This is a genomic window from Aquisalimonas lutea, from assembly GCF_030409225.1.
GTDB lineage: Bacteria > Pseudomonadota > Gammaproteobacteria > Nitrococcales > Aquisalimonadaceae > Aquisalimonas > Aquisalimonas lutea.
This window is the reverse complement of record NZ_JAUFPK010000001.1, coordinates 564,707-590,259: the sequence shown is the minus strand read 5'-3', so window position 1 is coordinate 590,259 and position 25,553 is coordinate 564,707. Positions and strand designations below refer to the sequence as shown.

21 protein-coding genes are annotated in these 25,553 nt (G+C 69.2%); 16 read left to right on the top strand and 5 right to left on the bottom strand.

Features of this window, described 5'->3' with window-relative positions:
- Positions 1-23: 23 nt before the first annotated feature.
- Positions 24-1,190, top strand: a complete 1,167-nt coding sequence (locus QWY84_RS02855; RefSeq protein WP_290200939.1) for a thiolase family protein — start codon at positions 24-26, stop codon at positions 1,188-1,190.
- Positions 1,191-1,195: 5 nt separating this feature from the next.
- Complete coding sequence (locus QWY84_RS02850) at positions 1,196-1,597, top strand: Zn-ribbon domain-containing OB-fold protein (RefSeq protein ID WP_290200938.1); 402 nt, start codon at positions 1,196-1,198, stop codon at positions 1,595-1,597.
- A gap of 10 nt (positions 1,598-1,607) precedes the next feature.
- On the opposite strand, the gene nfsA is transcribed toward QWY84_RS02850, so the two are convergent.
- Together nfsA and QWY84_RS02840 are read right to left on the bottom strand one after the other, a co-directional pair.
- Positions 1,608-2,345 carry an oxygen-insensitive NADPH nitroreductase gene (gene nfsA / locus QWY84_RS02845; RefSeq protein ID WP_290200937.1) on the bottom strand — a complete coding sequence of 246 codons (738 nt, stop codon included), beginning with the start codon at positions 2,343-2,345 and terminating at the stop codon, positions 1,608-1,610.
- A 94-nt stretch (positions 2,346-2,439) separates the two neighbouring features.
- Positions 2,440-4,227, bottom strand: a complete 1,788-nt coding sequence (locus tag QWY84_RS02840) for a monovalent cation:proton antiporter-2 (CPA2) family protein (RefSeq protein ID WP_290200936.1) — start codon at positions 4,225-4,227, stop codon at positions 2,440-2,442.
- Positions 4,228-4,558: 331 nt separating this feature from the next.
- Between QWY84_RS02840 and QWY84_RS02835 the strand changes: the two genes are divergently transcribed.
- The 14 genes from QWY84_RS02835 to QWY84_RS02770 all read left to right on the top strand — a co-directional run bounded on the left by QWY84_RS02835 (position 4,559) and on the right by QWY84_RS02770 (position 21,609).
- A complete protein-coding gene (locus tag QWY84_RS02835; RefSeq protein WP_290200935.1) occupies positions 4,559-7,558 on the top strand; it encodes a molybdopterin cofactor-binding domain-containing protein in 3,000 nt (999 codons plus the stop codon).
- A complete protein-coding gene (locus QWY84_RS02830) occupies positions 7,555-8,367 on the top strand; it encodes an FAD binding domain-containing protein (RefSeq protein ID WP_290200934.1) in 813 nt (270 codons plus the stop codon). Before QWY84_RS02835 ends, QWY84_RS02830 begins: the two co-directional genes overlap by 4 nt.
- On the top strand, positions 8,364-8,882 hold the full coding sequence (locus QWY84_RS02825) for a (2Fe-2S)-binding protein (protein WP_290200933.1): 519 nt from the start codon (positions 8,364-8,366) through the stop codon (positions 8,880-8,882). The genes QWY84_RS02830 and QWY84_RS02825 overlap by 4 nt, the downstream gene beginning before the upstream one ends.
- A complete protein-coding gene (locus QWY84_RS02820) occupies positions 8,875-10,395 on the top strand; it encodes an AMP-binding protein (RefSeq protein ID WP_290200932.1) in 1,521 nt (506 codons plus the stop codon). Before QWY84_RS02825 ends, QWY84_RS02820 begins: the two co-directional genes overlap by 8 nt.
- 40 nt (positions 10,396-10,435) lie before the next feature.
- A complete protein-coding gene (locus QWY84_RS02815) occupies positions 10,436-11,239 on the top strand; it encodes an enoyl-CoA hydratase/isomerase family protein (RefSeq protein ID WP_290200931.1) in 804 nt (267 codons plus the stop codon).
- A gap of 57 nt (positions 11,240-11,296) precedes the next feature.
- Positions 11,297-12,613: a benzoate/H(+) symporter BenE family transporter gene (locus QWY84_RS02810; RefSeq protein WP_290200930.1), complete on the top strand. Its 1,317-nt coding sequence runs from the start codon at positions 11,297-11,299 to the stop codon at positions 12,611-12,613.
- A gap of 124 nt (positions 12,614-12,737) precedes the next feature.
- Positions 12,738-14,171 carry a UbiD family decarboxylase gene (locus tag QWY84_RS02805; protein ID WP_290200929.1) on the top strand — a complete coding sequence of 478 codons (1,434 nt, stop codon included), beginning with the start codon at positions 12,738-12,740 and terminating at the stop codon, positions 14,169-14,171.
- A 223-nt stretch (positions 14,172-14,394) separates the two neighbouring features.
- Positions 14,395-15,399 (top strand): TAXI family TRAP transporter solute-binding subunit, encoded by a 1,005-nt coding sequence (locus QWY84_RS02800; protein WP_290200928.1) that lies wholly within the window; start codon positions 14,395-14,397, stop codon positions 15,397-15,399.
- Between the two features lie 37 nt (positions 15,400-15,436).
- On the top strand, positions 15,437-17,359 hold the full coding sequence (locus QWY84_RS02795) for a TRAP transporter permease (RefSeq protein ID WP_290200927.1): 1,923 nt from the start codon (positions 15,437-15,439) through the stop codon (positions 17,357-17,359).
- A gap of 281 nt (positions 17,360-17,640) precedes the next feature.
- Positions 17,641-18,495: an AraC family transcriptional regulator gene (locus QWY84_RS02790; RefSeq protein WP_290200926.1), complete on the top strand. Its 855-nt coding sequence runs from the start codon at positions 17,641-17,643 to the stop codon at positions 18,493-18,495.
- A 398-nt stretch (positions 18,496-18,893) separates the two neighbouring features.
- The gene (gene azu, locus QWY84_RS02785) at positions 18,894-19,349 is read left to right on the top strand and encodes an azurin (RefSeq protein ID WP_290200925.1); all 456 of its coding nucleotides are present in this window, start codon (positions 18,894-18,896) and stop codon (positions 19,347-19,349) included.
- A gap of 204 nt (positions 19,350-19,553) precedes the next feature.
- Positions 19,554-20,171, top strand: coding sequence for a TetR/AcrR family transcriptional regulator (locus QWY84_RS02780; protein WP_290200924.1), 618 nt, complete (start codon positions 19,554-19,556; stop codon positions 20,169-20,171).
- Between the two features lie 10 nt (positions 20,172-20,181).
- The gene (locus QWY84_RS02775; protein ID WP_290200923.1) at positions 20,182-20,802 is read left to right on the top strand and encodes a hypothetical protein; all 621 of its coding nucleotides are present in this window, start codon (positions 20,182-20,184) and stop codon (positions 20,800-20,802) included.
- Positions 20,803-20,856: 54 nt separating this feature from the next.
- Positions 20,857-21,609, top strand: coding sequence for a DUF4336 domain-containing protein (locus QWY84_RS02770; protein WP_290200922.1), 753 nt, complete (start codon positions 20,857-20,859; stop codon positions 21,607-21,609).
- A 102-nt stretch (positions 21,610-21,711) separates the two neighbouring features.
- On the opposite strand, the gene QWY84_RS02765 is transcribed toward QWY84_RS02770, so the two are convergent.
- From QWY84_RS02765 to QWY84_RS02755, 3 genes are all read right to left on the bottom strand, one after another.
- Positions 21,712-23,232: a fumarate hydratase gene (locus tag QWY84_RS02765; RefSeq protein WP_290200921.1), complete on the bottom strand. Its 1,521-nt coding sequence runs from the start codon at positions 23,230-23,232 to the stop codon at positions 21,712-21,714.
- A 41-nt stretch (positions 23,233-23,273) separates the two neighbouring features.
- Positions 23,274-24,143: an HpcH/HpaI aldolase/citrate lyase family protein gene (locus tag QWY84_RS02760; RefSeq protein ID WP_290200920.1), complete on the bottom strand. Its 870-nt coding sequence runs from the start codon at positions 24,141-24,143 to the stop codon at positions 23,274-23,276.
- Positions 24,144-24,497: 354 nt separating this feature from the next.
- A complete protein-coding gene (locus tag QWY84_RS02755; RefSeq protein WP_290200919.1) occupies positions 24,498-25,544 on the bottom strand; it encodes a transketolase family protein in 1,047 nt (348 codons plus the stop codon).
- Positions 25,545-25,553 lie beyond the last annotated feature (9 nt).

Sequence of the window (25,553 nt, the reverse complement as noted above, 5' to 3'; positions counted from 1 at the left end):
CAGACCGTCATGGAGTGAGCCGAATGAGCATCAGGGGCAAGGCGTGCATCGCCGGCATCTACGAGCACCCCGTCCGCAAGGCGCCGGACCTGTCGGTGGCGCAGATCCACGCGGAGGCGGCCCGGGGCGCGCTGGAGGACGCGGGGCTGTCGCCCTCGGACGTCGACGGCTACTTCTGCGCCGGCGACGCCCCCGGCCTCGGGGCGCTCAGCATGGTCGAGTACATGGGGCTCGACGTCCGCCACATGGACAGCACCGACACCGGGGGCTCGTCCTACATTATCCACGTGGCCCACGCCGCGCAGGCCATCGCCGCGGGCAAGTGCAACGTGGCGCTGGTTACCCTGGGCGGCCGGCCGCGCTCGGAGGGGGTCAGCGGGGCCAAGGTGCGCAACTGGGGGCCGAACATGCCCGACGTCCCCTACGAGACGCCCTACGGCCCGCTGACCCTGAACCAGTACGCCATGGTCGCCATGCGGCACATGCACGAGTTCGGCACCACCAGCGAGCAGCTGGCCTGGATCAAGGTCGCGGCCTCCCACCACGCCCAGCACAATCCCCACGCCGTGCTGCGGGACGTCCTCTCGGTGGAGGACGTGGTGGCGTCGCCCATGGTCGCCGATCCCCTCCACCGGATGGATTGCTGCGTGGTCAGCGACGGCGGCGGCGCGGTCATCGTCACCCGCCCGGAGATCGCGGCGAGCCTGGGGCAGCCGAAGGTCGCGGTGCGCGGCGCGGGCGAGGCGCACAAGGGCCTGAACGGCGGCCGGGTGGACATGACCACCTCCGGCGCGGCCCGCTCGGGCGCCGCCGCTTTCGAGGAGGCGGGCGTGAAGCCGGCGGACATCAAGTACGCCTCCATCTATGACAGCTTCACGATCACCGTGCTGGTGCAGCTGGAGGATCTGGGCTTCTGCCGCAAGGGCGAAGGCGGGCGCTTCGTCGCCGACGGCGGCCTGATCTCGGGCGTCGGCCGGCTGCCGTTCAACACCGACGGCGGCGGCCTGTGCAACAACCACCCGGCCAACCGCGGCGGCATGACCAAGGTCATCGAGGCGGTGCGCCAGCTGCGCGGCGAGGCCCACCCCGCGGTCCAGGTGCCCGGCTGCGACCTGGCCCTGGCGCAGGGCACCGGGGGTTCCCTGGCGACGCGCCACGGCAGCGCCACGCTGATTCTGGAGAGGGGGTAGACATCATGGCCACACCCGATGAGCCGCGTTCCATGCCGGCCCCGGAGATCAACCCGGGGGACGAGGCCTACTTCGCCGCGGCCAACGAAGGCCGGCTGCTCATCAAGCGTTGTACGGCCTGCGGCGAGACGCACTTCTATCCGCGCGCCGTGTGCCCGTTCTGCCTGGGCGGGGAGACGGTGTGGGAGGAGAGTGCGGGCCGCGGCAGCGTGTACACGTTCAGCGTCACGCGCCGCGCCGGGCCGACGCCGTACGCCATCGCCTTCGTCACCCTGGACGAGGGCGTGTCGATGATGACCAATATCGTCGACTGCGACCTGGACGACATTCACGTCGGCCAGCGCGTGCGGGTCGTGTTCAGGGACACCGACGGGGAGTACCGGGTGCCCTGCTTCGCCCCGGAGTGACCCGCCGCCCCTATTTCATGATGAAGCCGCGCGCGTGCAGGAAGTCCCGCATGTGGGGCCGGGTCTTCTCGGAGAACAGGACCCCGACCTGGCCGCTCCACGTGCTCGCCTTCTGGTTGCTGCCGCGCCGCTGGTAGTAGGTGCGCATGGTGGCGTCGAAGGCGTCGATGGCCGCGGCCTCGCCGTCGTCGTGGTAACGGTCCTCCTTGAGGATGACGTCCAGCGGCAGCCGCGGCTTGACCTCCGGGTCCTGCTCCGGGTGGCCGATGCAGAAGCCGAACACGGGATAGACATCCCGCGGCAGCTCCAGAAGCTCGCTGATGCGCGCCGGGTTGTTGCGGATGCCGCCGATGTAGCAGATGCCGAGCCCGGCCGACTCCGCGGCGACGGCGACGTTCTGCGCGAACAGCGCGGTGTCCACCGTGGCGATGATGAACTGCTCGGTCATGCCCCGCTCGGGGGCAGCGCCGGCGCGCTCGCTGGCATCGAGGACGCGCTTCATGTCCGCGCAGAAGACCAGGAACTCCGAGCAGCTCGCGATGTACGGCTGCCCGCCGGCCAGCTCGGCGATCGCCTCGCGATGGGCCGGCTCGCGGACCCGGATCACCGTCGTCGCCTGGACGTGGCTGGAGGTGGCGGCGCTCTGCCCCGCCTCCAGGAGCGAACGGAACAGCTCCTCGCCGATGGGCTTGTCGGCGAAGCGGCGGATGGAGCGGTGCGACTGCAGGAGGTTGATGACGTCATTCATGGGCGGCAATCGTACCGCATCGTCCACGGATCGAGGTAGCTCGGTACGGCCGCAGGCGCGCTGAGCGGCAGCGCCCACCGCTGCCGTCGGCGATTCAGGTCTCGCGCCCGGCCGCCCTGCCGCGCGGCGTGATCAGCGGCTCCGGGCGCGGCGCCACGTGCAGGAGATCGCGCCCGGCAAGCACCCCTTCCTGGATCTGCGCCGCCAGCCGCTCCTGATCCCGCCGCCGGATCTCGTCGATCACCTCGCCGGCGTCGAAGGCCGTCATGCCGAGCGCCTGAAGACCGGCACCGCCGAAAGCCAAGGCCGACTCCAGGGTCTCGCGCATCTCGTAGTCGACACCGGAGTTGCGCAGCCCGATGGCGTGGCCGCGATCATAGGAGCGGACCAGCAGCTTCCCCGACGGGAAATGCTGCCTGACCAGCTCCACGATGCGGTTGACCCCCGCGCGGTCGTCGATGCAGACCATGATCGCGTCCGCCGTCTCCGCTCCCGAGTGGCGCAGGATGTCGAGCCGCCTGCCGTCGCCGTAGTAGACCTTGAAGCCGAACTTCTCCGCCTCGCGGATACGGTCGGGATCGTTGTCGATGAGCGAGACGTCGATGCCCTGGGCGAGCAGCGCCTGGGAAGCGATCTGCCCGAAGCGCCCGAAACCGATGATCAGGACGCGGCCTCTCAGCCCGCGGGCCGCCTCGACCCCGTCCAGCGACGCGCGCGCGTCGCCGTCCAGCCAGCGATCCGCGGCGAGGAGCGTCAGCGGGGTGAGCGCCATGGAGAGGATGACGACGCTCGCGAACACGGCGTTGTCCGAGGCGTCGATCACCCCGCCGCTGACCGCGGCGGTGTAGAGCACGAAGGCGAACTCGCCGCCCTGGGCGAACAGCGAAACGCGCCGCAGCCCCTGGCGGTTGGTTGCGCCGAACGCCCGCGCGACGGCGTAGATGCCGATGGATTTCACCGCCACGAACAGCGCCAGCAGCGCGACGATGACGTGCCACTGCGCGGCGACCACCGCGAGATCGAGGGACATGCCGACCGCCAGGAAGAACAGCCCCATCAGCAGGCCCTTGAAGGGCTCGATGTCGGTCTCGATCTGATGCCGGTAGCCCGACCCGGACAGCATCACGCCCGCCAGGAATGCCCCCATAGCCATGGACAGGCCGCTGTACTCCATCAGCAGGGCGGAACCGAGCACGACCAGCAGCGCCCCGGCGGTCAGGACCTCCGTGGCCCGGGCCCGGGCCAGCAGCGCGAAGAACGGGTCCAGCAGCCAGCGGCCGGCCGCGATCACCAGGCCGATGGCCCCGAGCGCCGTCGCCACGGCGGCGACATCGACGCCATTGGCCGCCCCCGAGGCAGGGCTCATGAAGGTGACGACCACCAGCAGGGGGACGATCATGAGGTCTTCCAGCAGCAGGATCGACACGGCGCGCTGGCCCTGCCCGCCGGCGAGCTCGCCCCGCTCCTGCAGGACCGACATGATCACCGCCGTGGACGACAGGACGAACCCCGAGCCGGCGATGAACGCCGTGGCCGGCGCCAGCCCGTACAGCACTCCCGCGCCGGTCAGCAGGGCGATGCACACGGCGACCTGGGCCAGCCCCAGGCCGAAGATCTGCCCGCGCAGCGCCCAGAGCTTCTGGGGGCGCATCTCCAGCCCGATGAGGAACAGGAACATGACCACCCCCAGCTCGGAGATATGCAGGATCGTTGACGGCTCGGTGAAGATGCCCAGCACCGATGGGCCGACAAGAAGCCCGCCGGAGAAGTAGCCGAGAACCGAACCCAGGCCGAGCTTGCGGAACAGGGGCACGGCGACCACCGCCGAGGTGAGGAGCACCACCGCCGGCCCGACCATCTGCACGATACCTGTCTCCGCCATGACGGACTTCCTCGCTCGCTGTTCTGTCGTCCCGGGCGCACAGTACACGCCCGGGGGTTCGATGTGACGGTGCGCCCATCGGTGCCCCGTGGACAAGACCGGCATTCTGCACCACCGGCGCGCGCGTGTTCAGCAGCGGTGTAACGATGCCGTTGCGGTGTTCAACACGCATGGCACCCGCCCCGGGCGCGCCGGACTCTCGGGCAAATTGCCGGATCGCCGCGCCAGTATTCGTCCCCGTTGGCAATGCTTGTTGCGCTGCAGGCTGCATAGGCTGAGTTCAGCCGTTCCCCAGGTGACGGCGGCAATCGCAGCGGCGAACGCGGATACCATGGCGACAGCGACCCAGGAATCGACAACCAGCGCGCTCGGCGAGCGGCAGACCCGGCTGGAGGACGACGCGCTCCTGCGCGGGCTCGGCCAGTACGCGGACGATCTGGCGACAACGCCTGGCACCCTGCAGGCGGCCGTGCTGCGCTCGCCGCACGCCCACGCCCGCCTGGTGGCGCTGGACGCCGGCGAGGCCCTGGCCATGCCCGGCGTGCATGCGGTGCTGACCGGCGCCGACGTGCAGCGCTGGGCGGCGCCCCTGCCCGTGGGCGTGCGCCAGCCCATGGAGCACTGGTGCCTCGCCGTCGACCGCGTGCGCTATGTCGGCGAGCCGGTGGCCGTCGTGGTGGCCGACTCGCGGTACCTCGCCGAGGACGCGCTGGACGCCATTCGGGCCGACTACGAGGTCCTCGACGCGGTCGTGGCTACGGAAGCCGCCGTCGCCGGCGATGCGCCGGTGCTGCACGAGGCCGTGGGCAGCAACGTGGTCAACGACCGCAGCTTCAGCTACGGCGAGCCCGACCGGGCGTTCCGCGAGGCCGCCCGCCATGTCTCCCTGAAGATCGACTATCCGCGCAACTCGTGTACGCCCATCGAGTGCTACGTCGTCGTCGCCCGGTACGACCCGGCGGATGGCGGCTATGACGTGGCCGCGAACTTCCAGGGACCGTTCGCCCTGCACTCGGTGATGGCGCGGGCGCTGAAGGTGTCGGGAGCGGGGCTGCGCCTGCGCACGCCGCCGGATTCCGGCGGCAGTTTCGGTATCAAGCAGGGTGTTCTCAGCTACGTCGTGCTGATGGCGCTGGCAGCCCGCAAGGCGGGTGCGCCGGTGAAATGGGTAGAGGACCGCCTCGAGCACCTCCAGGCGGCCTCGTCCGCCACCAACCGGGTGACCACCATCGAGGCGGCGGTGGCCGAGGACGGCCGCATCCAGGGGCTGCGCTACGACCAGCTGGACGACTGCGGCGCCTACCTGCGGGCGCCGGAGCCGGCCACGTTCTACCGCATGCACGGCACGCTCACCGGCGCCTATGCCGTGCGCAACCTGGCCGTGCGCAACCGCGTGGTGCTGACCAACAAGACGCCCAGTGGACTGAATCGCGGCTTCGGCGGACCGCAGGTCTATTTCGCCCTTGAGCGCCTGGTGCAGCACGTCGCCGTGGAGCTGGGGCTGGACCCCCTGACGGTGATCCTGCGCAACCTGATCCCGGCGGATGCCTTCCCGTACCGCGCCCCCGCCGGCTCGCTCCTGGATTCGGGCAACTATCACGCCGCCGTGGAGCTCGCCCGCACGGGCGGTGGCCTGCAGGAGCTGGAGGAGCGCCGCGCCGCCGCACGGGCCGCCGGGCGCTACTACGGCATCGGCTTCGCCGCCGTGGTGGAGCCGTCGATCTCCAACATGGGCTATATCACCACGGCCATGACCCCCGAGGAGCGCCGCCGTGCCGGGCCCAAGAACGGGGCCGTGAGCACGGCGACGCTGACCGTGGACCCGCTGGGCTCCGTGTCGGTGCAGATCGCCTCGGTGCCCCAGGGACAGGGGCACCGCACGGCCGCTGCGCAGGTGGTCGCCGACGTCCTGGGGGTCCCCCGGGAGGCGGTGTCGGTGCATGTGGCCCTGGACACGGGCAAGGATGCCTGGTCCATCGCCTCCGGCAACTATTCCAGCCGCTTCGCCGGCGCTGTGGCCGGTGCGGTCCACAAGGCCGCCACCCGGGCGCGCGACCGGCTGGCGCGCATCGCGGCGGCCCAGATGGGCGCTGACCCCGGCGACCTGGTGTTTGCCGACGGCCGCATCCATGACCGCAACGACCCGGCGCGCTCGCTGTCGTTCCACCGCGCCGCCGGAGCGGTTCACTGGTCCCCCGGGCTGTTGCCCGAGGACGAGCCGGGCGGTCTCCGCGAGACCGCCTTCTGGAGTCCGCCGGAGCTCGCGGCGCCGGACGACGACGACCGCATCAACAGCTCGCTGTGCTACGGGTTCGTCTTCGACTACTGCGGCGTGGACATCGACCCGGTCACCGGCCGGGTCACCCTGGACCGCTACGTGACCACCCATGACGCCGGGCGTCTGCTGAACCCGGACCTGGTGGACGGCCAGATCCGCGGCGGCTTCGCCCAGGCCGTGGGCGCGGCGCTGTACGAGGAGCTCGCCTACGGCGACGACGGCAGCTTCCGCTCCGGCACCCTGGCGGATTACCTCATTCCTACCGCCGCCGAAGTCCCGGAGCCGGTGATCCTCCACCAGGAGACACCGTCGCCGTTCACGCCGCTGGGCGCCAAGGGGGTGGGTGAGGGCAACAACATGAGCACGCCGGTGTGCATCGCCAACGCCGTGGCGGATGCCCTCGGGCAGCGCGATATCCGGCTGCCGCTGACCCCGTCCCGCGTGCGCGAGATGATCGGCATCACGGAGTCGGAGCCGCCGGCCGCCCATGCGGCACCGTCCATCGAGGCCCCGGCCGGCGGCTCGACCCTGCGGGCCACCGGCGTGGTGGAGCTGGAAGCCGACGCGGACACCGTGTACCACGCCATGCTCGACCCGGGGGTGCTCAGCCGCATCATCCCCGGCTGCCACGCGCTGGAGCAGGACGGCGACAACGCCTACCGGGCCGATGTCACCGTGGGCGTGGGCCTGATCAAGGCCCGCTTCGAGGCGCGGGTCTCCCTCACGGACCTCGATCCGCCCCACGCCCTGCGCCTCAACGGCGCCGGCTCCAGCGCCGTCGGCACCGCCGAAGGCGGTGCGGCCGTGCGCCTGTCGCCGCGTGAGGGCGGGGGAACGCAGCTGGCGTACGACTACCAGGCGGCGGTCACCGGCAAGGTGGCCAGTGTCGGCGCGCGCATGCTCCAGGGCGCCTCGCGGGTGGTTGTCGACCAGATCTTCGCGCGCCTGCGCCAGGAAGTGGACGGGCCGGGCGCAAGCGCGGGCGACCGGGCATGGGGGCGACGCTTCAGGGCCTGGCTCCTGCGTCTCCTGGGGCGCGGAGGTGCGCCATGAAGCCGGCCCCCTTCGACTACGTGCGTGCCACCACCCGCGACGAGGTCCTCACGCTGCTCGCCGAAGGCTCCGAGCAGGTCCGTGTGCTCGCCGGCGGGCAGTCGCTCATGGCGGTGCTGAACATGCGTTTCGCGCAGCCCGGGCTGCTGGTGGACATTACCGCCGTGGAAGAGCTCCGGCGGATCGAGCGGCGCGGCGACACGCTGGTGGTGGGCGCCGCGGTTCGCCAGGCGGAGCTGCTCGCCTGGCCCGGCCTGGCCGAGACGGTGCCGCTGGTGGCCCGGGCCCTGCCCTGGGTGGGCCATTACCAGACCCGCAACCGCGGCACCATCGGTGGCTCCCTGGTGCACGCCGATCCCAGCGCCGAGCTGCCGCTTTGCCTCGCCACGCTGGGCGGCTCCGTGGTGCTGGAGTCGCGCCGCCGCCGCCGGACCGTTCCGGCGGACGACTTCTTTCAGGGTGTGCTCACCACCGCCCGGGAGCCGGACGAGGTGCTCACGGAGGTACACCTGCCGGTGGCCCGGCCCGGGTCCCGCTTTGGCTTCCGCGAGGTGGCCATGCGTCACGGCGATTTCGCCCTGGTCGCCCTGGCCGCGGAGGTCCGCGGTGACGAGGCATGGCTGGGTGTCGGCGGCGTCGCCGACCGGCCCGTCGTCCGGCGCATGAAGCCGGGAGCGGCCCTGGCCGACGACCTGGACGCCCTGGCCTGGGAGCTGGGCGGCGAGGATGACGGCCACGCCAGTGCCCGCTACCGCCGTCAGCTCGTGCGCGAGCTGGGCTATACGCTGCTCACGGAGACCGCGCCATGAAACGTCTCGATGCCGGCCGAAGCCACCCCGTCACGTTTCGCCTCAACGGCCGGGAGCGCACCGGTCACGCCGAGCCGCGACTGCTGCTGAGCGACTTCCTGCGCCACGACATGGGGCTCACGGGGACGCACGTGGGCTGCGAGCACGGGGTCTGCGGGGCGTGCACCGTGCTCATCGACGGGCATGCCTGCCGGGCCTGCCTGACGCTGGCGGTGCAGGTCGACGGCCGTGACGTCGAGACCGTGGAGAACCTGGCCGAGGACGGCGTGCTCAACGACCTCCAGCAGGCGTTCCGGCGTCACCACGCGCTGCAGTGCGGCTTCTGCACCGCCGGCATCCTCATGTCCTGCACCGACTTTCTCGCCCGCAACCCGCGGCCGCGCGAGGCCGACGTGCGCGACATGCTGACCGGCCATCTGTGCCGCTGCACCGGCTATACGGGCATCGTCCGGGCGATTGTCGAGGTCGCGGAGCAACGGTCCGGGAGTACAACGGAGGAGAACGAGCATGTTTGATCTCGGCCGCAGCCTGGTGGCCTCGGTGGAGCGGCGCCCGCATGCCGACGCCGTGGTGCAGGGCGACATGACGTTGAGCTACCAGGCCTGGTTCCGCGAGGTCCAGAGCGCCGCCCGGGGGCTGGGCGAGCTGGGGCTGCGCCACGGCGACCGGCTGCTGGCGGTGATGCAGAACCGCTGGCAGCTGGCCACGCTGCACTGGGCCTGCCAGTGCGCCGGCGTTGTCATCACGCCCCTGAACTGGCGCGCCACCGGCGACGACGTGGATTACTGCCTGCAGGACGCCGAAGCGCGGGCGGTGTTCTTCGACGACGCCGCGGCCGCCGCCGTGGGGGCGGCGGACAGTGCGGCAGGCGTCCCGCGCGTCGCGGTGGGCGGCCCCGTCACCGGCGCGTGGGACTACGCCGATCTCTGCGCGACGGCGCCCGCCGGGACGATCCTGCGCGGCCGGCCCGATGATCTGTCCGTCATGCTCTACACCTCCGGCACCACGAGCCGGCCCAAGGGCGTGCCGCGCAGGCACCGGGTCGAGCGGGCGGCGGCGCTGGCCCATGTCGCCCAGAACCGCTACGCCCACGGTGAGCGCACGCTGGGGGTCATGCCGCTGTACCACACCATGGGCGTGCGCTCGCTGCTGGCCATGGCGCTGGTGGACGGCTGCTTCGTCTGCCAGCCCCGGTTCGACGCGGAAGAGACCCTGGATCTCATCGAGCGCCAGCGCATCACCAACCTGTACCTGGTGCCGACGCTGTACCACGCCCTGCTGGAGCACGAGGCGTTCGCCCCGGAGCGCGTGCGCGGGGTGGAGAAGCTCGGCTACGCCGGTGCGCCCATGAGCGCCGGGCTCATGCAGCGCGTCAACGAGGCCTTCCGGCCCGAGCTGTTCGTCAATCACTACGGCAGCTCCGAGATCTACACCTTCACCATCGACCAGGATGCCGCCCGCAAGCCCGGCTCCTCGGGGCGCAGCGGACTGAACCAGCGCATCCGCGTCGTCGCCATCGACGCGGATGATCCCGCCGAAACCCTGCCCCCGGGCCGGGAAGGCGAGATCATCGCCGACCTGGCCGGCGACGAGGCCTTCGACGGCTACTGGAAGCGCCCCGACGGCGACGCCAAGGCGATTCGCCACGGCTGGTACTTCACCGGCGATACCGGCTATTTCGATGAAGAAGGCGATCTCTTCGTTACGGGGCGCGTGGACGACCTGATCATCACCGGCGGCGAGAACGTCAGCCCGGCGGAGATCGAGGACGCGCTGTCGCTGCATCCCGCGGTCGAGGAGGTGATCGTGGTGGGCATGCCGGACGAGCGCTGGGGCGAGGTCGTCACCGCGTTCGTCCGCCGCCGCGGGGAGGTGACCGAGGAAGCGCTGGATCAGCACTGCCGGAGCTCGGGCATCGCCAACTTCAAGCGCCCGCGGCGATACGTGTTTGTGCGCGAGATTCCCAAGTCCCCCGTGGGCAAGATCCTGCGCCGCGAGCTGCGCGCCAGCAACTATGCACCCGAATAGCGGCGCCCACCGCGCCCGATGACCACCGAAGGAGTCCGCAATGACCATCCGACCCCCCGAGAGCCCGCTGGAAACGCCTCTTGACGGCTTCCGCGTGGAAGTCGACGCCGAGCGCGAGCGGGGCGATATCGTCCTGGACCGCCCGCCGCTGAACGTGGTGGAGATGCCCCAGCGCGACCAGCTGCGCGCCGCCTTCGAGGCCCTGGACGCGGACACGCGCGTGCGCATCATCGTCGTGCGGGCCGAGGGCGAGCACTTCTCCAGCGGCGGCAATATCAAGGGCTTTCTGGATGCCTCGCCGGAGCACGTCTCCCACCTGGCATGGAACATCGCCGCGCCGGCGCGCTGCAGCAAGCCCGTGATCGCGGCCAACCGCGGCTATTGCTTCGGTGTCGGCTTCGAGCTCTCGCTTGCCTGCGACTTCCGTATCGCCACCGACACCACCCGGTACGCGCTGCCCGAGCAGCGCCTGGGGCAGATTCCGGGCTCCGGCGGCTCCGCCCGGCTGCAGAAGATGATCGGCATCACGCGGACCAAGGACATGGTCATGCGCGGCAAGCGCATCCCCGGCCCGCAGGCCCTGGACTGGGGCTTCGTCACGGAGTGCGTCGCCGATGCCGAGCTGGAGCGTGCCACCGACGCGCTGGCCGACGAGCTGCGCGCCTTCGCCCCCATGGCGCAGCGGACCGCCAAGCGCCTGATCAACGACAACGAGGATGCAGGGCTCAGCGTGGCCATCGAGATGGAGGGCCACTGCTACAGCCGCCTGCGCACGTCCGACGACTTCCGCGAGGGCGTCGAGGCGTTTCACGGCAAGCGCAAGCCGGATTTCCAGGGCCGCTGAGCGGCCCTTCAACACATCAAAAGCCCGTTCAAGGGCAGTTCGGAGGAGACAGAGATCATGGCCAATCATGAGCAAACCCAGCAGAGCGTGGCGGATACCGCCCCGCGCATCATCGAAGCCGGACCGGGCCTTGCCCAGGGCCTGCGGGACCTTCCGGCGGCGTTGACGCCCAAGGCGATCAGCGCCGGTGTCGTGGCTGCCATCTTCGGCTGCTCCGGCCCGGCGCTGATCGTCATCAACACGGCCGAGGGGGGCGGCCTGAGCAACGGGCAGACGGTGGCCTGGCTGCTTTCCATCTACTTCATCGGCGGGCTGATCAGCCTGTTCATGGCGTTGCGCTACAAGATGCCCATCACCGGCGCCTGGTCGATTCCCGGTGCCGCGATCATGGCCACGGCGCTGGCGACGTTCAGCTTCCCGGAGGCGGTCGGGGCGTTCATCATGGCCGGCGTTCTCGTTCTCCTGCTCGGGATATCGAAGCAGATCGGCCGGGTCATGCGGTGGATCCCCATGCCCATCGTCATGGCGATGATCGCCGGCGCGCTGATCCGCTTCGGTGTCGGCGCCGTGGAATCGGTGGACGCGGCGCCGATCATCGGCGGGCTGGCGGCGCTGGCCTTCTTCCTGACCATGCGCTTCATGAGCAAGGTCCCGCCGGTGCTCGCGGCGCTGGTGGTGGGGCTGGTTGCCGCCCTGGCCACCGGATCCATCCAGCTCGGTGAGGCGGATATCGCCTTTACCGCGCCCGTGTTCACCGCGCCCGTGTTCTCCACGGGAGCCTTCTTCGCCATTTCCATCCCGCTCGCCGCCCTGGTGATCGGCGCCGAGAACGCCCAGGCTGCCGGCGTCCTGATGGCGGAGCGCTACGATGCCCCGGTGAACGCCATGACCACCGTGAGCGGCGTCGGGGGCATCATCGCCGGTGCCCTGGGCGGGCACAATGCCAACATCGCCGGCCCGATGACCGCCATCTGCTCGTCCGACCAGGCCGGCGACGACACCCGCACCCGCTACGGCGCGACCGTCGTCAATGGGGTTCTGTTCGCCGCCTTCGGTCTGCTCGCCGGCGTGGCCGTGCCGGTCGTGCTGGCGCTGCCCAGCGAGCTCATCGGCGTGGTGGCCGGCCTGGCCATGATCAGCGTCCTGCTGACGGCGTTCCAGCAGGGCTTCTCCAAGCGGCTCGACTACCAGATCGGCGCGTTCGTGGCGCTGGTGGTGGCCATGAGCAGCTTCTCCCTGTTCAACATCAGCTCGCCGTTCTGGGCCCTGGTCTTCGGTGTCGTGGTGTCGCTGCTGGTCGAGCAGAGTGCCTTCCGGAAGCGTGGCAGCTCCAGAGAGAGCGTCACGGTGGCGGAGGGAGCCTCGGGCGATTGAGAGGTGCCGCGGCGCCTGCGCCGGACACCACCGTCACGACGCGCGCACGACCCACGGATGGGGTCTGCGCAACGGCGCCGGCCCCATGCGGCAGTGCCCGTAATACCGAGATGGAGGCGCGAGCATGAAGCCCGAGATTCGACCAGTGGCATCCTTGCGCGAGTGGCTTCAACGGCTGGCCGATACGGACCGGCTGGGTGTGGCGCGACGCGGGATGCCGTTGCGCTATTCCGTTGCCGCGCTGGCGAAACGGCTGGACGGCAGGAAAGCGGTTCTGTTCCCGGAGCCCGATGGACATGCCATACCGGTGGTGTCCGGGCTCGTGGCGTCGCGAGCCTGGATCGCGGAAGCGATGGGGACCACGGAAGCCGGCGTGCTGCAGCGTTTCCAGGATGCCGCCGCGAACCCCCTGCCGTGGCGGGAGATCGAGACGGCCCCGGTACAGGAGACGGTGCACCGGGACGTCGATCTCACCCGCCTCCTGCCGGTTCCCACCCACAATGAGCATGACAGCGGTCCGTATATCACCGCTGGGCTGCTGATCACGCGCAACCCCAGGACGGGTGTACAGAATGTCTCGATCAACCGCTGCCAGATCAACGGCGCCAGCCGACTGGGCGTGCTGATCCTGCCGCGCCACGCCCATGCCTTCTACCAGGAAGCCGAGGCTGCCGGGGATGCCCTCGAAGTGGCCGTAGTGATCGGGGTCGACCCGCTGACATTGCTTTCGTCGCAGGCCATCGTGCCCATCGATTACGACGAGCTCGGCATTTCCGGTGCGCTTCGCGGGGAGCCGCTGCAGGCCGTGCGGTGCGTGACCAACGAGATCCGCGTTCCCGCGGAGGCGGAGATCGTCATCGAAGGCAGACTGCTCCCGGACGTGCGCGAGCCCGAGGGGCCGTTCGGGGAATTTCCGCAGTATTACGGGCCCCGCGGCGACCGGCACGTCATCGAGGTGGACGCGGTGACACACCGGGACAAGCCCATTTTCCACACCATTGTCGGCGGCGCGCTGGAGCATCTGTGGCTGGGCGGTATTCCGCGTGAGGCGACGCTGCTCGGGCATCTGACGCGAACCTTCCCGAATGTGGTCGACGTCCACCTGCCCGTTGGTGGGGTTTGCCGGTATCACCTGGTCGTCCAGGTCGACCAATGGAGCCAGGAGGGGCAGGCGAAGAACATCATCATGGGCGCGTTCGCCGGCCATTACGACATCAAGCAGGTCGTGGTGGTGGATCGGGACGTCAACATCCACGACCCGGACGAGGTGCAGTGGGCCATCGCCACGCGTTTCCAGGCGAGCCGGGATCTCGTCGTCGTACCGGAGGCGCAGGGATCGAAGCTGGACCCGTCCGCGCGCAGCGGGGTGAGTTCCAAGGTGGGAATCGACGCCACCGTACCGGCCGGGGCGGATGCTTTCCAGTTCACGCGGATCCGCGTCCCGGGGGAGGACTCGATGGATGTGGAAGCGCATCTCGACGGCGACGCCCTGAATCGGCTGCGGGAAATCCTGGGCCGCGGAACAGGGCGGGGTCATCCCGATGATCAGGGGGGGTGAGCCCGCTCCGCCAACGACCGCGCCCTCCACCGGAACGAGCGCCGTCGAGGCTCCGCCGGTACCGGCCTTCTACAGCCTGCCGCAGAGCACCGACCCAATCATCAACCACATGCCCGGATGCGCTCCGGATCGGTCCGAACCCGATACAGGAAGCGTCCGGTGCAGAGGGGAGTGAGCGACCGCGTGAGCGGTGGCTCTTATTACAAGAGAGGAGGAGAAGACCATGAACCACAAGACACAAGCCGTGCTGACCATCGTTCTTGGCGGTGCGCTGCTGGTCGGCGGCGTCGCACAGGCCGAGCTCAATGATCCTGTGGACCTGCGGGTAGCCTCTTTCAGGGAGGGATCGAGCTGGCACGTCTACAGCGTCACCCTGGGGCAGATGCTGCGCGAGCAGCTGCCGGCAGGGTCCACCATCGATACGCCCCCACTGGGCGGCGGGACCGCCAACCCGTCCCTGATCGATCAAGGCAAGGCCGATATCGGTCTGAGCTTCGCTGTCGTGAACCGGTGGGCCGACGATGGCGTGGAGCTGTTCGAGGAGAGGAAGGAGAACCTCCGCGGGCTCATCGGCGGCCTGGATCAGTACTACCTGGGCATTATCGCCAACGACGAGGATGCGGAACCCACGCTCGGAGGCTACCTGGAGGAAAACCCGGCGACCCGCGTGATGCTGCTGCGCCGAGGCAGCTTCGGGTCCTACTCGGGCGAGCAGCTGCTGGCGGAGCTCGGCGTCGACGGAGACGAACTGGGCGCCCGTGGAGGCAGCTTGACGTTCACCGGCTTCAACACCATCAAGGAGGCGTTCCCGGCCGGGCGCACGGATCTTTTCGTGCAGGTCATGACGCGGGGCCATCCGGCGATCACGGAGATCGCCGAGACGGCCGACGTGACGTTCCTCGAGCCGGGCGAGGGGACGCTGAACGCGATGATGGACCAATACGGCTGGGGAGCGGCGACGCTGCCGGCCGGAACCTTCCGTGGCCAGGAGCGTGAATTGAGTCTTCTCGGGACGACGACCGCGCTGATTGCCTCGACGGGGCTTTCCGAGGAGGCGGCGTACGCCATCGTCAAGACCGTGTGCGAGGATCTTGACGCGTTCCGGCGCGGCCACGGGGCGCTGAGCGAGTTCGACTGCGAGACCCAGGCGTGGCGTGACGAGAACATCGGCCTTCCTCTCCACGCGGGTGCCGAGCGCTACTACCGCGAGCAGGGATGGATTGATTGACACGCCGTCACGGGCTGTCGCAGTCGGAGCAGCGTCGATGACCGACCAGGCACATGACACGGAGGCCCGCCAGGAGGACGAGCGGTTGCTCGTCCGCTGGCGGGATTTTATTCGCCCTGTACCGCTGATCGCCCTCGCCTGGGTTGCGTTCCAGGTCGCCCTGTTCGTCTGGCCCGAAATCGATCTGATGGTCCGGCGCTCCGGGCACATCGCCTTCGCCACCGCGCTGGCCTTGTGCATTGTTGCCCGGGATGCGAGCGACGGGGCGCGTATCAAGGGTTGGTGCTACTGGGGGCTCGCAGGGCTCGCGCTCCTGCCGCCCCTGTACTTGCTATCGCAGCTTGAGCGGATCTATTACCGGATCGTTGAGCTGGATCCGGTGCTGATCGGTGATTTCGCGGTCGCGATTCTGGCGATCGGGCTTCTGCTCGAGGCCGTGAGGCGGCGCGCGGGCATCGGCATGTTCATCCTGGCCGCATTCTTCATCGTGTACCAGTTGCTGGGGCCGTATCTACCCGGTGTGCTGGGTCACAGGATCGCCGGGTTCGATACCTTCGTCGAGATCATGCTGCTGACCGAGCGCGGCATCCTGGGCATTCCCACGGCGGTCTCGGCGAACATCGTTTTCTACTTCATCCTGTTTGCCGCCGTTTTCGACGTCTTCGGCGGAGGCCGGCTGATCATTGAGCTCGCCATGCGGTTGACCGGACGCCAGATCGGCGGTCCCGCCAAGGCATCCGTGGTGGCGTCCGCCATGACCGGGAGCGTCTCCGGCAGCGCCGTGGCCAATGTCATGAGCACGGGCATTTTTACCATCCCTCTCATGCGCCGTGTCGGATACACACCGACATTTGCGGCGGCGACCGAGGCGGTCGCCTCCACCGGAGGACAGATCCTGCCGCCGGTGATGGGGGCCGGGGCCTTCGTGATGGCGCACTTTCTGCAGGTCCCCTATCGCGATGTCGTCTTCGCCGCCCTCCTGCCGGCGCTTGCGTTCTTTGTCAGTCTTCTTCTGGTCGTGCATTACAGGGCACGGCTGGACAACGTGGCGACGCTCAAGCTGGAGGAAGTCGGTGACTGGCGGGCGATGCTGCGGGAGCGCTGGCACCTGCTGATTCCGCTTGTCTGGCTGGCCGTCATTATCGTATCCGGCCTGGGTGTCGCGGAGGCGGCAGTGCAGGCGACTGCGCTGACCATCATCCTGGGGACGGCGCGACGCACTACCCGCCAGCGTCCACTACAGGTAGTGACGGCTCTGGTGCGCACGGGGGAGCGCGCCCTGTCGGTTGCTCTGCCCTGCGCGGCCGCCAGCCTCATTGTCTCGGTCATTTCCATGACCGGGCTGGGCACCAAATTCACGGGCATGGTCGTTACGCTCTCGGAAGGCAACCTGTCCATTGCCATGATTCTTGCCGGCCTGGCCAGCCTGGTCCTGGGAGCCGGTATGCCCACGACCTCCGCCTATATCATGGCCGCTACCCTCGTGGCTCCGGCGCTGGTCACGTTGAGCGTGGAGCCGATGGTCGCGCACCTGTTCGTGTTCTACATGTCGATCATCTCGATGGTGACACCCCCGGTGGCACTGGCTGCCTATGCCGCATCCACCGTCGCCGATACGTCGCCGAGCGCGACGGGGTGGCGCGCTCTGTACCTTGCGATACCCGGGCTGATCATCCCGTTTGCGTTCGTGCTGCATCCGGCCCTCGTGGTCTGGGGAAGCCTGCCGGACGTCGCATGGGCGGTCATCCAGGTAGTCGTCGCCTGCTGGGCGTTCACGGTGATGGTTTCCGGGTGGCTGAACCGGCCGCTCGGGGGGCTGGAGCGCGGCTTATTCGCCGCCGGCGGCGTAGCATCCATTATACCGGTGTTCGTCGTCTCGCTCGCCGGATTCTCGCTGCTCGTCGCGCTCGCCGTTGCGACATTGATTACTGCGGCGAAGTATCAAGGGCATGGTGCCTGACGCTTCTATACGGTGGATATCGTCAGCTTGACCTCGAGTCCCGGCATCGGCCAGCGGGTCGTGCCCCGGAGGGCATATGGGTGCAACAGGGCACGTTCGGCCCGCTGAGGAATGTTGTATTGAGGGCGGTTCGTTCACTGGTATGCGGCGCGCAGCGGCTGTGCGTCGGGGCCCTGCAGCGCGGGCTGCACGGGTGCCCGGCGTTGTTTGCCGATTCAGGGAGTGATAGCGTCACTGAATACCGTGTAGCCGCTATTTCATGCGGTACGGGGGAGGCTCCCATGTCCACGGCCCAGCGTATCTTCCACGGTGCCTTCGGGCGCATCGCCCTGCTACAGATGGATACGGCGCTCGTGCCTCATGCCCATTCCGAGTGCCATGTCCTTCTGAAGGCCGGGGGCGCGGATTCCTCGTTTGCCGTGAAAGGGCACCGGCAGCCGCTGACGGACCGCACGGCGGTGCTGGTCAACGCCTGGGAGCCCCACGGCTACAACCACGAGGTCCCGGAGCAGCCCACGCTCATCCTGGCGCTGTACATCGAGCCGGCCTGGCTCGCGCAAATGAAACGCTCGCTTTCCCTGAGCGCGCGCCCCGACTTCTTCTCGCAGCCCTGCGTGGAGCTGGCCCCGCAGATGCGGTCGATCTCGGATGCCCTGATCACGGAGATGATGAGCCTGGGTACGGTGCCGCGCGAGCGCGTCGAGGAGCTTCTGTTCAGCCTTCTCATCCATGTTTTCGAGCGGTTCTCCGAGTGGCGCCATCTCACGCGGGTTACCACGCCGGCTGTCGCCTGGGCCCAGGATGCCCGCATCCGCCGCGCCCGGGAGTTCATCGTCAACAACATCGACCAGGAGATCCGGCTGGACGCCCTGGCCAGGGAGTGCGGGCTGTCGCGGGCGCAGTTCTTCCACCTGTTCCGCCGCTCCACCGGCGTGACGCCGCACATGCTGATCAGCACGGAGCGCATGCGGCGCGCCTGCGAATGGCTGGCCAGCGGTCGCACGGGGACCCTGGGCCAGCTGTCCGAGAGCCTCGGCTTCTCGGAGCACGGCCATTTCACGCGCTTCTTCCGCAATCACCTGGGCGCTGCGCCCAGCCAGTACCAGCGGGTGGTCGACCGTTATACCAACGCGTGAGAACCGATGCTGTCGCGGACGCGGCCTGCCAGGAACCGGGTGAACGCCACCGCGGACGCTTTACTGCGACAGGCGTAGCCTTCCCCCACGCATATGCATGGCCACCTTGTTCCTGGAGCTTTCTACACCTTTGAGGTTCGCCAGGACAGCCGGCCGGAGACGGACGCAAGCGTGCGCCGGATGCATGCCGGGCCTGGCCAGCACTCCGGGGCAGAGCCAGGCAGCCATGCCGTACCAGGGATGGCACGAGACAAAAGATTTGATGTATCCTGAATGCATCTTTATGCGACCGTTTGGCCGCAGCTGACGCAGCCCCGTTCGCCAGCTGACTCGTCGTGCTGGAAGCGTACGAACAATCCTTTTGCAATCCACCCATGGCAACTGACAAGGAGACAGCCATGCGATTCTTTTCCCTGAGCCTCCTGGCACCCGCACTGCTTCTCATGATGCCCGTGTCGGCGTCAGCGGAGACCTGCGAGTTGTCGATTTCCGGCAACGACCAGATGCAGTACAACAAATCCGAAATGGTGGTCGGTGCCGACTGTGACCAGGTCACCGTCGAGCTTGAACACACGGGCCAGCTTCCCGCCGACCAGATGGGCCACAACTGGGTCCTCACCGAGACCGGTGATTTCCAGGATGTCGCCCAGGCGGGCTTGAACGCCGGCATGGAGAACGACTACGTTCCTCAGGACGACGATCGCGTGATTGCCTACACCGAGGTGATCGGCGGTGGTGAGACCACGAGCGTGACCTTCGACGTCTCCCAACTCGACAGCGGCGGCGACTATACCTTCTTCTGCTCCTTCCCTGGCCATTCTGCGGTCATGCAGGGCAAGCTGGTCGTCGAATAAGCCAGCTGAATGGCTACCGGGCCGTCCGCGGCCCGGTCTTTGTCCCGGCGCCCCACGAATCGTCGATACGCTCCCGTTCGGTCGCCGGAGCCGTTTTTCCCGGCGATTCCCATTGCTCCAATCCACGGCCCGGACTGTCCCGGTTGACCCGGATTCCTCACCTCGTATAATGAATGACCAGTCAGTCATTATACGAGGTGGCCCATGGCTCCGCGTGTTGCGGACGTCGACGCTCGCCGGGAACAGATTGGCCGGGCCGCGATCGAGATATTCGCCCGTGACGGGTTCCAGGGGGCCGCCGTGGGCGACATCGCCAGCCTGGCAGGCCTGAGCAAGGGCTCCATCTATCGCTATTTCGACGACAAGGAAGCCCTTTTCCATGCCGCCTTCGAGGCGGTGCGGATGCGGTTGCTGCGCGACTGCCGGGCGGCCATGGCGGAGCAGGACCGGGCCTGGGATCAACTCGCGGCGGCCGTGACCGCGACCGTGGAGGCGTTCCGCAGCTATATTGCGATCGTCCCGCTGACCCTGGAGTTCTGGGCCGCCGCCAGTGCCGGGGACACCCGCCAGCGTTTCGGGACGGTCATGGCGGACATGTACCGGGAATTCCGGGAGCTGGTCATCGCCCTGCTCAGGCAGGGGCAGGCCGAAGGAGACGTCGATGCGGATGCGGACGTCGAGGCGATCGCCGCCTGGCTGGTGGCCGGTCTTGATGGCCTGATGCTGCAGCATTGGTTCGATCCCGCCGTCGATCCGCTCGCGGGTGCATCCAGCATGCTGTCCACCCTGCGCAAAGGTGCGACGAACGCATCCCAGATCTGAGGAGCCCGCCATGAAGGCATCCGCGAAGCCCGCGAGCGACTGGTCCTACCCCGCCCCTCACGCCGGGTGGCGCGGTTACTGGGATCGTCTCGTGGGTCCCGGGGCCACGACGGCGGAGTCGGGGCTGTCCGTGGCTGTCGGTCTGTGCGCCGTCGTCGGCGTCGCCGCGTACGCAACGATCCACCAGCTGGGCTGGTCCTGGCTGAGCCACGCCGTCGCGGCATTGATCGTTCTCGACGTCGTCGGCGGTGCCGTCGTCAATGCCACCACCAGCGCCAAGCGGTGGTACCACCGCGCCGGCCAGGGCTTCCGCCAGCACTTCGGCTTCCTGGCGCTGCACGGGCTCCACATCGCCGCCGTCGCCGGCCTGTTCAGCAGCGCGCCCCTGCTGTACGCCGTGACGGCTTACGGCTACGTGCTGCTGACGGGGCTCGCCACGCTGCGGGCGCCGCTGCGCATGCAGCGGCCCGTCGCGCAATCGGCCGTGTGCGGCGCAATCCTGCTCGCGGCCTGGGGGCTCCCCGAAGCGCCGGCCTGGGAGTGGTTCCTGCCCGTGCTCGTCATCAAGCTGATCGTCGGTCACGCGACACTGGAGTCACCCTTCGTGACCGAGGTCGCCGTGAACCGCTAGGTCAGGACCGGCATCGACTGCGTCGCCCGCTCACGCGGCTTCCAAGGAAACGGGATGGCACGACGACAATACCTGCAGCCAATCGATACCGACATCTGGCTCGTCGACGGGCCGATTGTCAGCTTCTTCGGCTTTCCGTATCCCACCCGCACGGTGATCATCCGCTTGCCGGATGGCGGACTCTGGGTGTGGTCCCCCATCCCCCTCGATCATGCGCTGGCCGAGCAGGTGACCGGCCTCGGTCCGGTCCGCCACCTGGTCAGCCCGAACAAGCTCCACCACCTGGGCCTGGCGGACTGGCAGCGGGCTTTCCCCGGGGCCAAGCTCTGGGGACCACCGTCCGCGATCCGCAAGCGCCGCGACCTCCGCTTCCACGCTCCGCTGGACGACGAGCCGCCCGCGGAGTGGCAGGACACCATCGACCCGATCTGCTTCCGCGGCTCCCTGCTGCTGGACGAGGTGGTCTTCTTCCACCGGCCTTCGCGTACCGCGCTCCTGGCGGATCTGAGCGAAGCGCTGGAGCACGACTTCCTGCGCCGGCACTGGGCGCCGTGGCAGCGCTTGGTCGCGCGTGTCTGGGGGATCACGGAGTCGTCCGCCAAGGCGCCGCTGGAGGTCCGGCTATCCACCTTTCATCGCCGCCAGGCGCGGGCCGCGATCCAGCGGTTGCTCGACCATCGGCCGGAGAAGGTCATCATGGCCCACGGCGCCTGGCAGCGGCACGACGGGTCAGCCTTTCTCGAGAAGTCATTCGCGTGGCTGGGTGTACGACAATCGCGTTCACGGGACGGGAACATCCGACGCTGAGGGCACAGTCGCGCATGCGGGGTGGTCGCGATCTTTGGGGTCTTCGTGAGGATCGGCGGCCCGGATTGTCCTGTCGTCGCCTTCACAGGAAGCGCGACGCCTCTATTCTACGGAGACCGGAATGCCGCCGATGCGCGCGCGCCACTCCCTGGGGCCGGTTTCGTGGATGGATTCGCCATCGGCGCTGACGGCGACCGTCACCGGCATGTCCTCGACCTCGAACTCGTGAATGGCTTCCATGCCCAGGTCTTCGAATGCGACCACTCGGGCGCTGCGGATCGCCCGCGAGACCAGGTAGGCGGCACCGCCGACGGCGATGAGATACACGGCCCCGTGCCGGCGGATGACGTCCACCGTCTCCGGGGACCGCTCCGCCTTGCCGATCATGCCGGCGAGACCGGTCTGCGTGAGCATCATCTGCGTGAACTTGTCCATGCGCGTGGCCGTGGTTGGCCCGGCCGGGCCCATGACCTCGTCGCCCACCGGGTCCACCGGGCCAACGTAGTAGATGAACTTCCCGCGAAAGTCCACCGGCAGCGACTCGCCGCGTGCCAGCAGTTCCTGGATGCGCTTGTGCGCGGCGTCGCGGCCGGTCAGCAGTGTCCCCGACAGGAGCAGCGTCTCGCCCGGGCGCCACCCGGCCATGTCCTCGGGTGTCACCTGCGCCAGGTCGACACGCCGGGCCTGCCCGGCGCTGCCCCAGGTCACCTCCGGCCAGTCCTCGAGCTTCGGTGCCGGCAGCGTGGCGACCCCGCTGCCGTCCAGCTCGAAACGCACGTGCCGGGTGGCCGCGCAGTTCGGGATGATGGCGACGGGCTTGTTGGCTGCGTGGGTCGGGTAGTCGCGGATCTTGACGTCCAGCACGGTGGTCAGGCCGCCCAGTCCCTGGGCGCCGATCCCCAGCTGGTTGACCCGGTCGAACAGCTCCAGGCGGAGTTCGTCCACCGTGCTCGCCGGGCCGCGCTCCCTGAGCTCGTGGATGTCGACGGACTCCATGCACGCCTCCTTGGCGAGCTGCATGGCCTTGTCCGCGGTGCCGCCGATGCCGATGCCGAGGATGCCGGGCGGGCACCAGCCGGCGCCCATCTTCGGGACCTGCTCCAGGACCCAGTCGACGACGCTGTCGGACGGGTTGAGCATGGCGAAACGAGCCTTCGCCTCGGAGCCGCCGCCCTTGGCGGCCACCTCGATCGCCACGGTGTCGCCGGGGACCAGCCGGGTGTAGACCACCGCCGGGGTGTTGTCGCCGGTGTTTTCCCGCTCCCCGGCCGGGTCCCGCAGGATGGAGGCGCGCAGCTTGTTGTCCGGGTGGTTGTAGGCCCGCGCGACGCCCGCGTTGATCATCTCCTCCAGGCCCATGTCCGCCTCCCAGCGCACGTCCATGCCGGCGCGCACGAACACCGTGACGATGCCCGTGTCCTGGCAGATGGGGCGGTGGCCCTCGGCGCACATGCGCGAGTTCACCAGGATCTGCGCCATGGCATCCCGGGCCGCGGGGTTCTCCTCCCGGAGATACGCCGCATGCACCGCGTCGATGAAATCCCGGGGGTGGTAGTAGGAGATGAACTGCAGGGCGTCGGCGACGCTCTGGATCAAGTCTTCCTGGCGGATGGTCGTGGTCATGGCATTCTTCCCGGGTCCCGGCGACAACCGCGCCGGCGGTCTCAAGACCCGGTGCGCTCGCGCCCGGCCCGGGCCAGCAGGGCGCGGGCGCGGGACAGCACCGGGCGGTCGATCATCTGCCCGTCCACCGAGCATACACCCTCGAATCCGCCGGCGGCGTCCACCACCCGGCGGGCCCAGTGGTAGTCCTCGTCACTGACGGCGAACGCGGCATGGATGGGCTCGATCTGCGCCGGGTGGATGCACGGTGCGCCGACGAAACCCAGTCCGCGGGCTGCGGTCAGCTGCCGGCGCAGAAGCGGCAGATCGCTGTAGTTGCCGATGGAGCCGGGAAAGCCCAGCGCCTCGACGCCCGCCGCGCGGGCAGCCCAGACCACCCGGCGTGCGGGTTCCGTGAGCAGCTCGGCATCCGGGCGGCCGCCCAGGTCCAGCGCCAGGTCTTCCGGACCCAGCGCCAGGGCGGCGAGCCGCGGGCCGGCCGCCGCGATCTCCGGGGCCGCGAGCAGCCCGCGGGCGCTCTCGATCATGGCCACCAGCCGGATTCGCCCCGGCGGCAGGCCGCGCTCGCCTTCCAGCTCCGTGACCAGCTTGTCCGCTTCCACCAGCGCATGCGGCGTCTCCGCCTTGGGGATGAGCACCCCGGCGAGGCCGGCCCCGACACAGGCCTCGAGGTCGCGCACCTGGTCCCGCATGCCGCCGTTGACCCGCACCAGCACCGCCGGGCCCTCGGCAGCCAGCCGCGCCACTGCATCCGCGAGCCCGTCCCGGGCGGCGGGGCGGTCGCCGGGGGCCACGGCGTCCTCGAGATCCAGGATGCAGGCGTCCGCCCCGCGCCCGCCGGCCCTGGCCAGCAGCCGTTGATTGTCCGCCGGGACGAAAAGCAGTGACCGCCAGCCGGGCCATTCCTGCATGATTGTTCCCCTTCTGTCCTGTCGCCTTGCCGGACTCCGCCATGCGTGTCGCCACCAGCGGACCCGGCACCATCGGGGCGGGATGCTCCCGTGCCGGCAACCGCGGTCATCGGAGTGGGCCGGGGCCCGCGGCCGCTCCGCAGCGGCGCGTGTCGTGTCCGTTCCGGATGGTGCGGAGCCGGGCTTCACGGAGCCTGCCGGCACTGGTTATCCGAGCGTGCCTCATTTGCTGCCGGCGTTCCAGGGTTCGCGCACACCCGGGGAACCCGGTACAACGGAGCGGCGGGGTAGAGGGAAGCGGGCCCCGCCAGCGGCGTCGCGCGCGACGGCGGGGCCCGGGAGGGTGCGATGCAGCTACGCGCTCGCCTTCAGGGCCTCGCGGACCGTGCCGGCCACGCCGGGCCCGTCCAGCCCGTAATGACGGTACAGGTGGGTCGGCGGCCCGAGCAGGGAGTACTCGTCGGGCATGCCCACCCGCTTGAGCCGGCAGCCCAGGCCCTCCTCGGCGATGACCTCGGCCACCGCCGAGCCGAAGCCCCCGGTGATGTTGTGCTCCTCGCCGGTGATCACGAGGCCGTTCTGCTCGGCGGCCCGCCGGATGGGCTCGCGGTCGATGGGGCGTATGGAGTACATGTCCACCACGGTGAGCTCGATGCCCTCGCCGGCCAGCTCGTCGGCGGCCTCTAGGGCGGCGCTGACCAGGTTGCCGACGGCGAGCACCGTGGCATGCCGGCCCTCGCGCAGCGTGTTGGAGCCGCCGATGCGCCACTCCGGCGGCTCGCTGTAGACCTGCTTCTCGCGGCCCCGTCCGGCGCGGAAGTAGATCGGCCCCTGGTGGTCGATGGTCTCGCGGAACGCCGAGCGGATGGCATTGCCGTCGCAGGGCGCCATCAGCGTGAGGTTGGGCAGCGTGCGCAGGGCGCCGATGTCCTCGTTGCTGTGGTGCGAGGTGCCGTAGAAGCCCATGGCCACCCCGGAGTGCGTGCCGATCATGCGCACGTTGAGGTCGGTGTAGCAGATGTCGTCGCGGATGTTCTCCAGGCCCATGAGCGCCAGGAAGAACGAGTAGTTGGAGACCACCGGCAGGTAGCCGCAGGCGGCCAGCCCGGCGGCGCCGCTGATCATGTTGCGCTCGGCGATGCCGAAGTTGAAGCTGCGTTGCGGGTACTTCTTGGCGAAGTCGATGACCTGGGTGGGGCGCATCAGGTCGGCGCTGCACACCACTAGGTCGTCGCGGCCTTCCTCGGCGAGCTCGATCAGGGCCTGGCCGGTGGTCAGCTGCCCGGACAGGGCCAGGGAACCCGGCATGTCCCAGGTGGCCTCGTCGAAATCCGCGGTCACCGTGGACTCCGAAAGGTCCACGTTCCTGCGGCTGCTGTGCTGATAGGTCGTGTTGCTCATTGCGTGCTC

Bases quoted from the DNA above. Each gene is read 5' to 3' on its own strand.
- QWY84_RS02855 (WP_290200939.1), top strand. From the start codon at position 24: ATGAGCATCAGGGGCAAGGCGTGCATCGCCGGCATCTACGAGCACCCC.
- QWY84_RS02850 (WP_290200938.1), top strand. From the start codon at position 1,196: ATGGCCACACCCGATGAGCCGCGTTCCATGCCGGCCCCGGAGATCAAC.
- nfsA (WP_290200937.1), bottom strand. From the start codon at position 2,345: ATGAATGACGTCATCAACCTCCTGCAGTCGCACCGCTCCATCCGCCGC.
- QWY84_RS02840 (WP_290200936.1), bottom strand. From the start codon at position 4,227: ATGGCGGAGACAGGTATCGTGCAGATGGTCGGGCCGGCGGTGGTGCTC.
- QWY84_RS02835 (WP_290200935.1), top strand. From the start codon at position 4,559: ATGGCGACAGCGACCCAGGAATCGACAACCAGCGCGCTCGGCGAGCGG.
- QWY84_RS02830 (WP_290200934.1), top strand. From the start codon at position 7,555: ATGAAGCCGGCCCCCTTCGACTACGTGCGTGCCACCACCCGCGACGAG.
- QWY84_RS02825 (WP_290200933.1), top strand. From the start codon at position 8,364: ATGAAACGTCTCGATGCCGGCCGAAGCCACCCCGTCACGTTTCGCCTC.
- QWY84_RS02820 (WP_290200932.1), top strand. From the start codon at position 8,875: ATGTTTGATCTCGGCCGCAGCCTGGTGGCCTCGGTGGAGCGGCGCCCG.
- QWY84_RS02815 (WP_290200931.1), top strand. From the start codon at position 10,436: ATGACCATCCGACCCCCCGAGAGCCCGCTGGAAACGCCTCTTGACGGC.
- QWY84_RS02810 (WP_290200930.1), top strand. From the start codon at position 11,297: ATGGCCAATCATGAGCAAACCCAGCAGAGCGTGGCGGATACCGCCCCG.
- QWY84_RS02805 (WP_290200929.1), top strand. From the start codon at position 12,738: ATGAAGCCCGAGATTCGACCAGTGGCATCCTTGCGCGAGTGGCTTCAA.
- QWY84_RS02800 (WP_290200928.1), top strand. From the start codon at position 14,395: ATGAACCACAAGACACAAGCCGTGCTGACCATCGTTCTTGGCGGTGCG.
- QWY84_RS02795 (WP_290200927.1), top strand. From the start codon at position 15,437: ATGACCGACCAGGCACATGACACGGAGGCCCGCCAGGAGGACGAGCGG.
- QWY84_RS02790 (WP_290200926.1), top strand. From the start codon at position 17,641: ATGTCCACGGCCCAGCGTATCTTCCACGGTGCCTTCGGGCGCATCGCC.
- azu (WP_290200925.1), top strand. From the start codon at position 18,894: ATGCGATTCTTTTCCCTGAGCCTCCTGGCACCCGCACTGCTTCTCATG.
- QWY84_RS02780 (WP_290200924.1), top strand. From the start codon at position 19,554: ATGGCTCCGCGTGTTGCGGACGTCGACGCTCGCCGGGAACAGATTGGC.
- QWY84_RS02775 (WP_290200923.1), top strand. From the start codon at position 20,182: ATGAAGGCATCCGCGAAGCCCGCGAGCGACTGGTCCTACCCCGCCCCT.
- QWY84_RS02770 (WP_290200922.1), top strand. From the start codon at position 20,857: ATGGCACGACGACAATACCTGCAGCCAATCGATACCGACATCTGGCTC.
- QWY84_RS02765 (WP_290200921.1), bottom strand. From the start codon at position 23,232: ATGACCACGACCATCCGCCAGGAAGACTTGATCCAGAGCGTCGCCGAC.
- QWY84_RS02760 (WP_290200920.1), bottom strand. From the start codon at position 24,143: ATGCAGGAATGGCCCGGCTGGCGGTCACTGCTTTTCGTCCCGGCGGAC.
- QWY84_RS02755 (WP_290200919.1), bottom strand. From the start codon at position 25,544: ATGAGCAACACGACCTATCAGCACAGCAGCCGCAGGAACGTGGACCTT.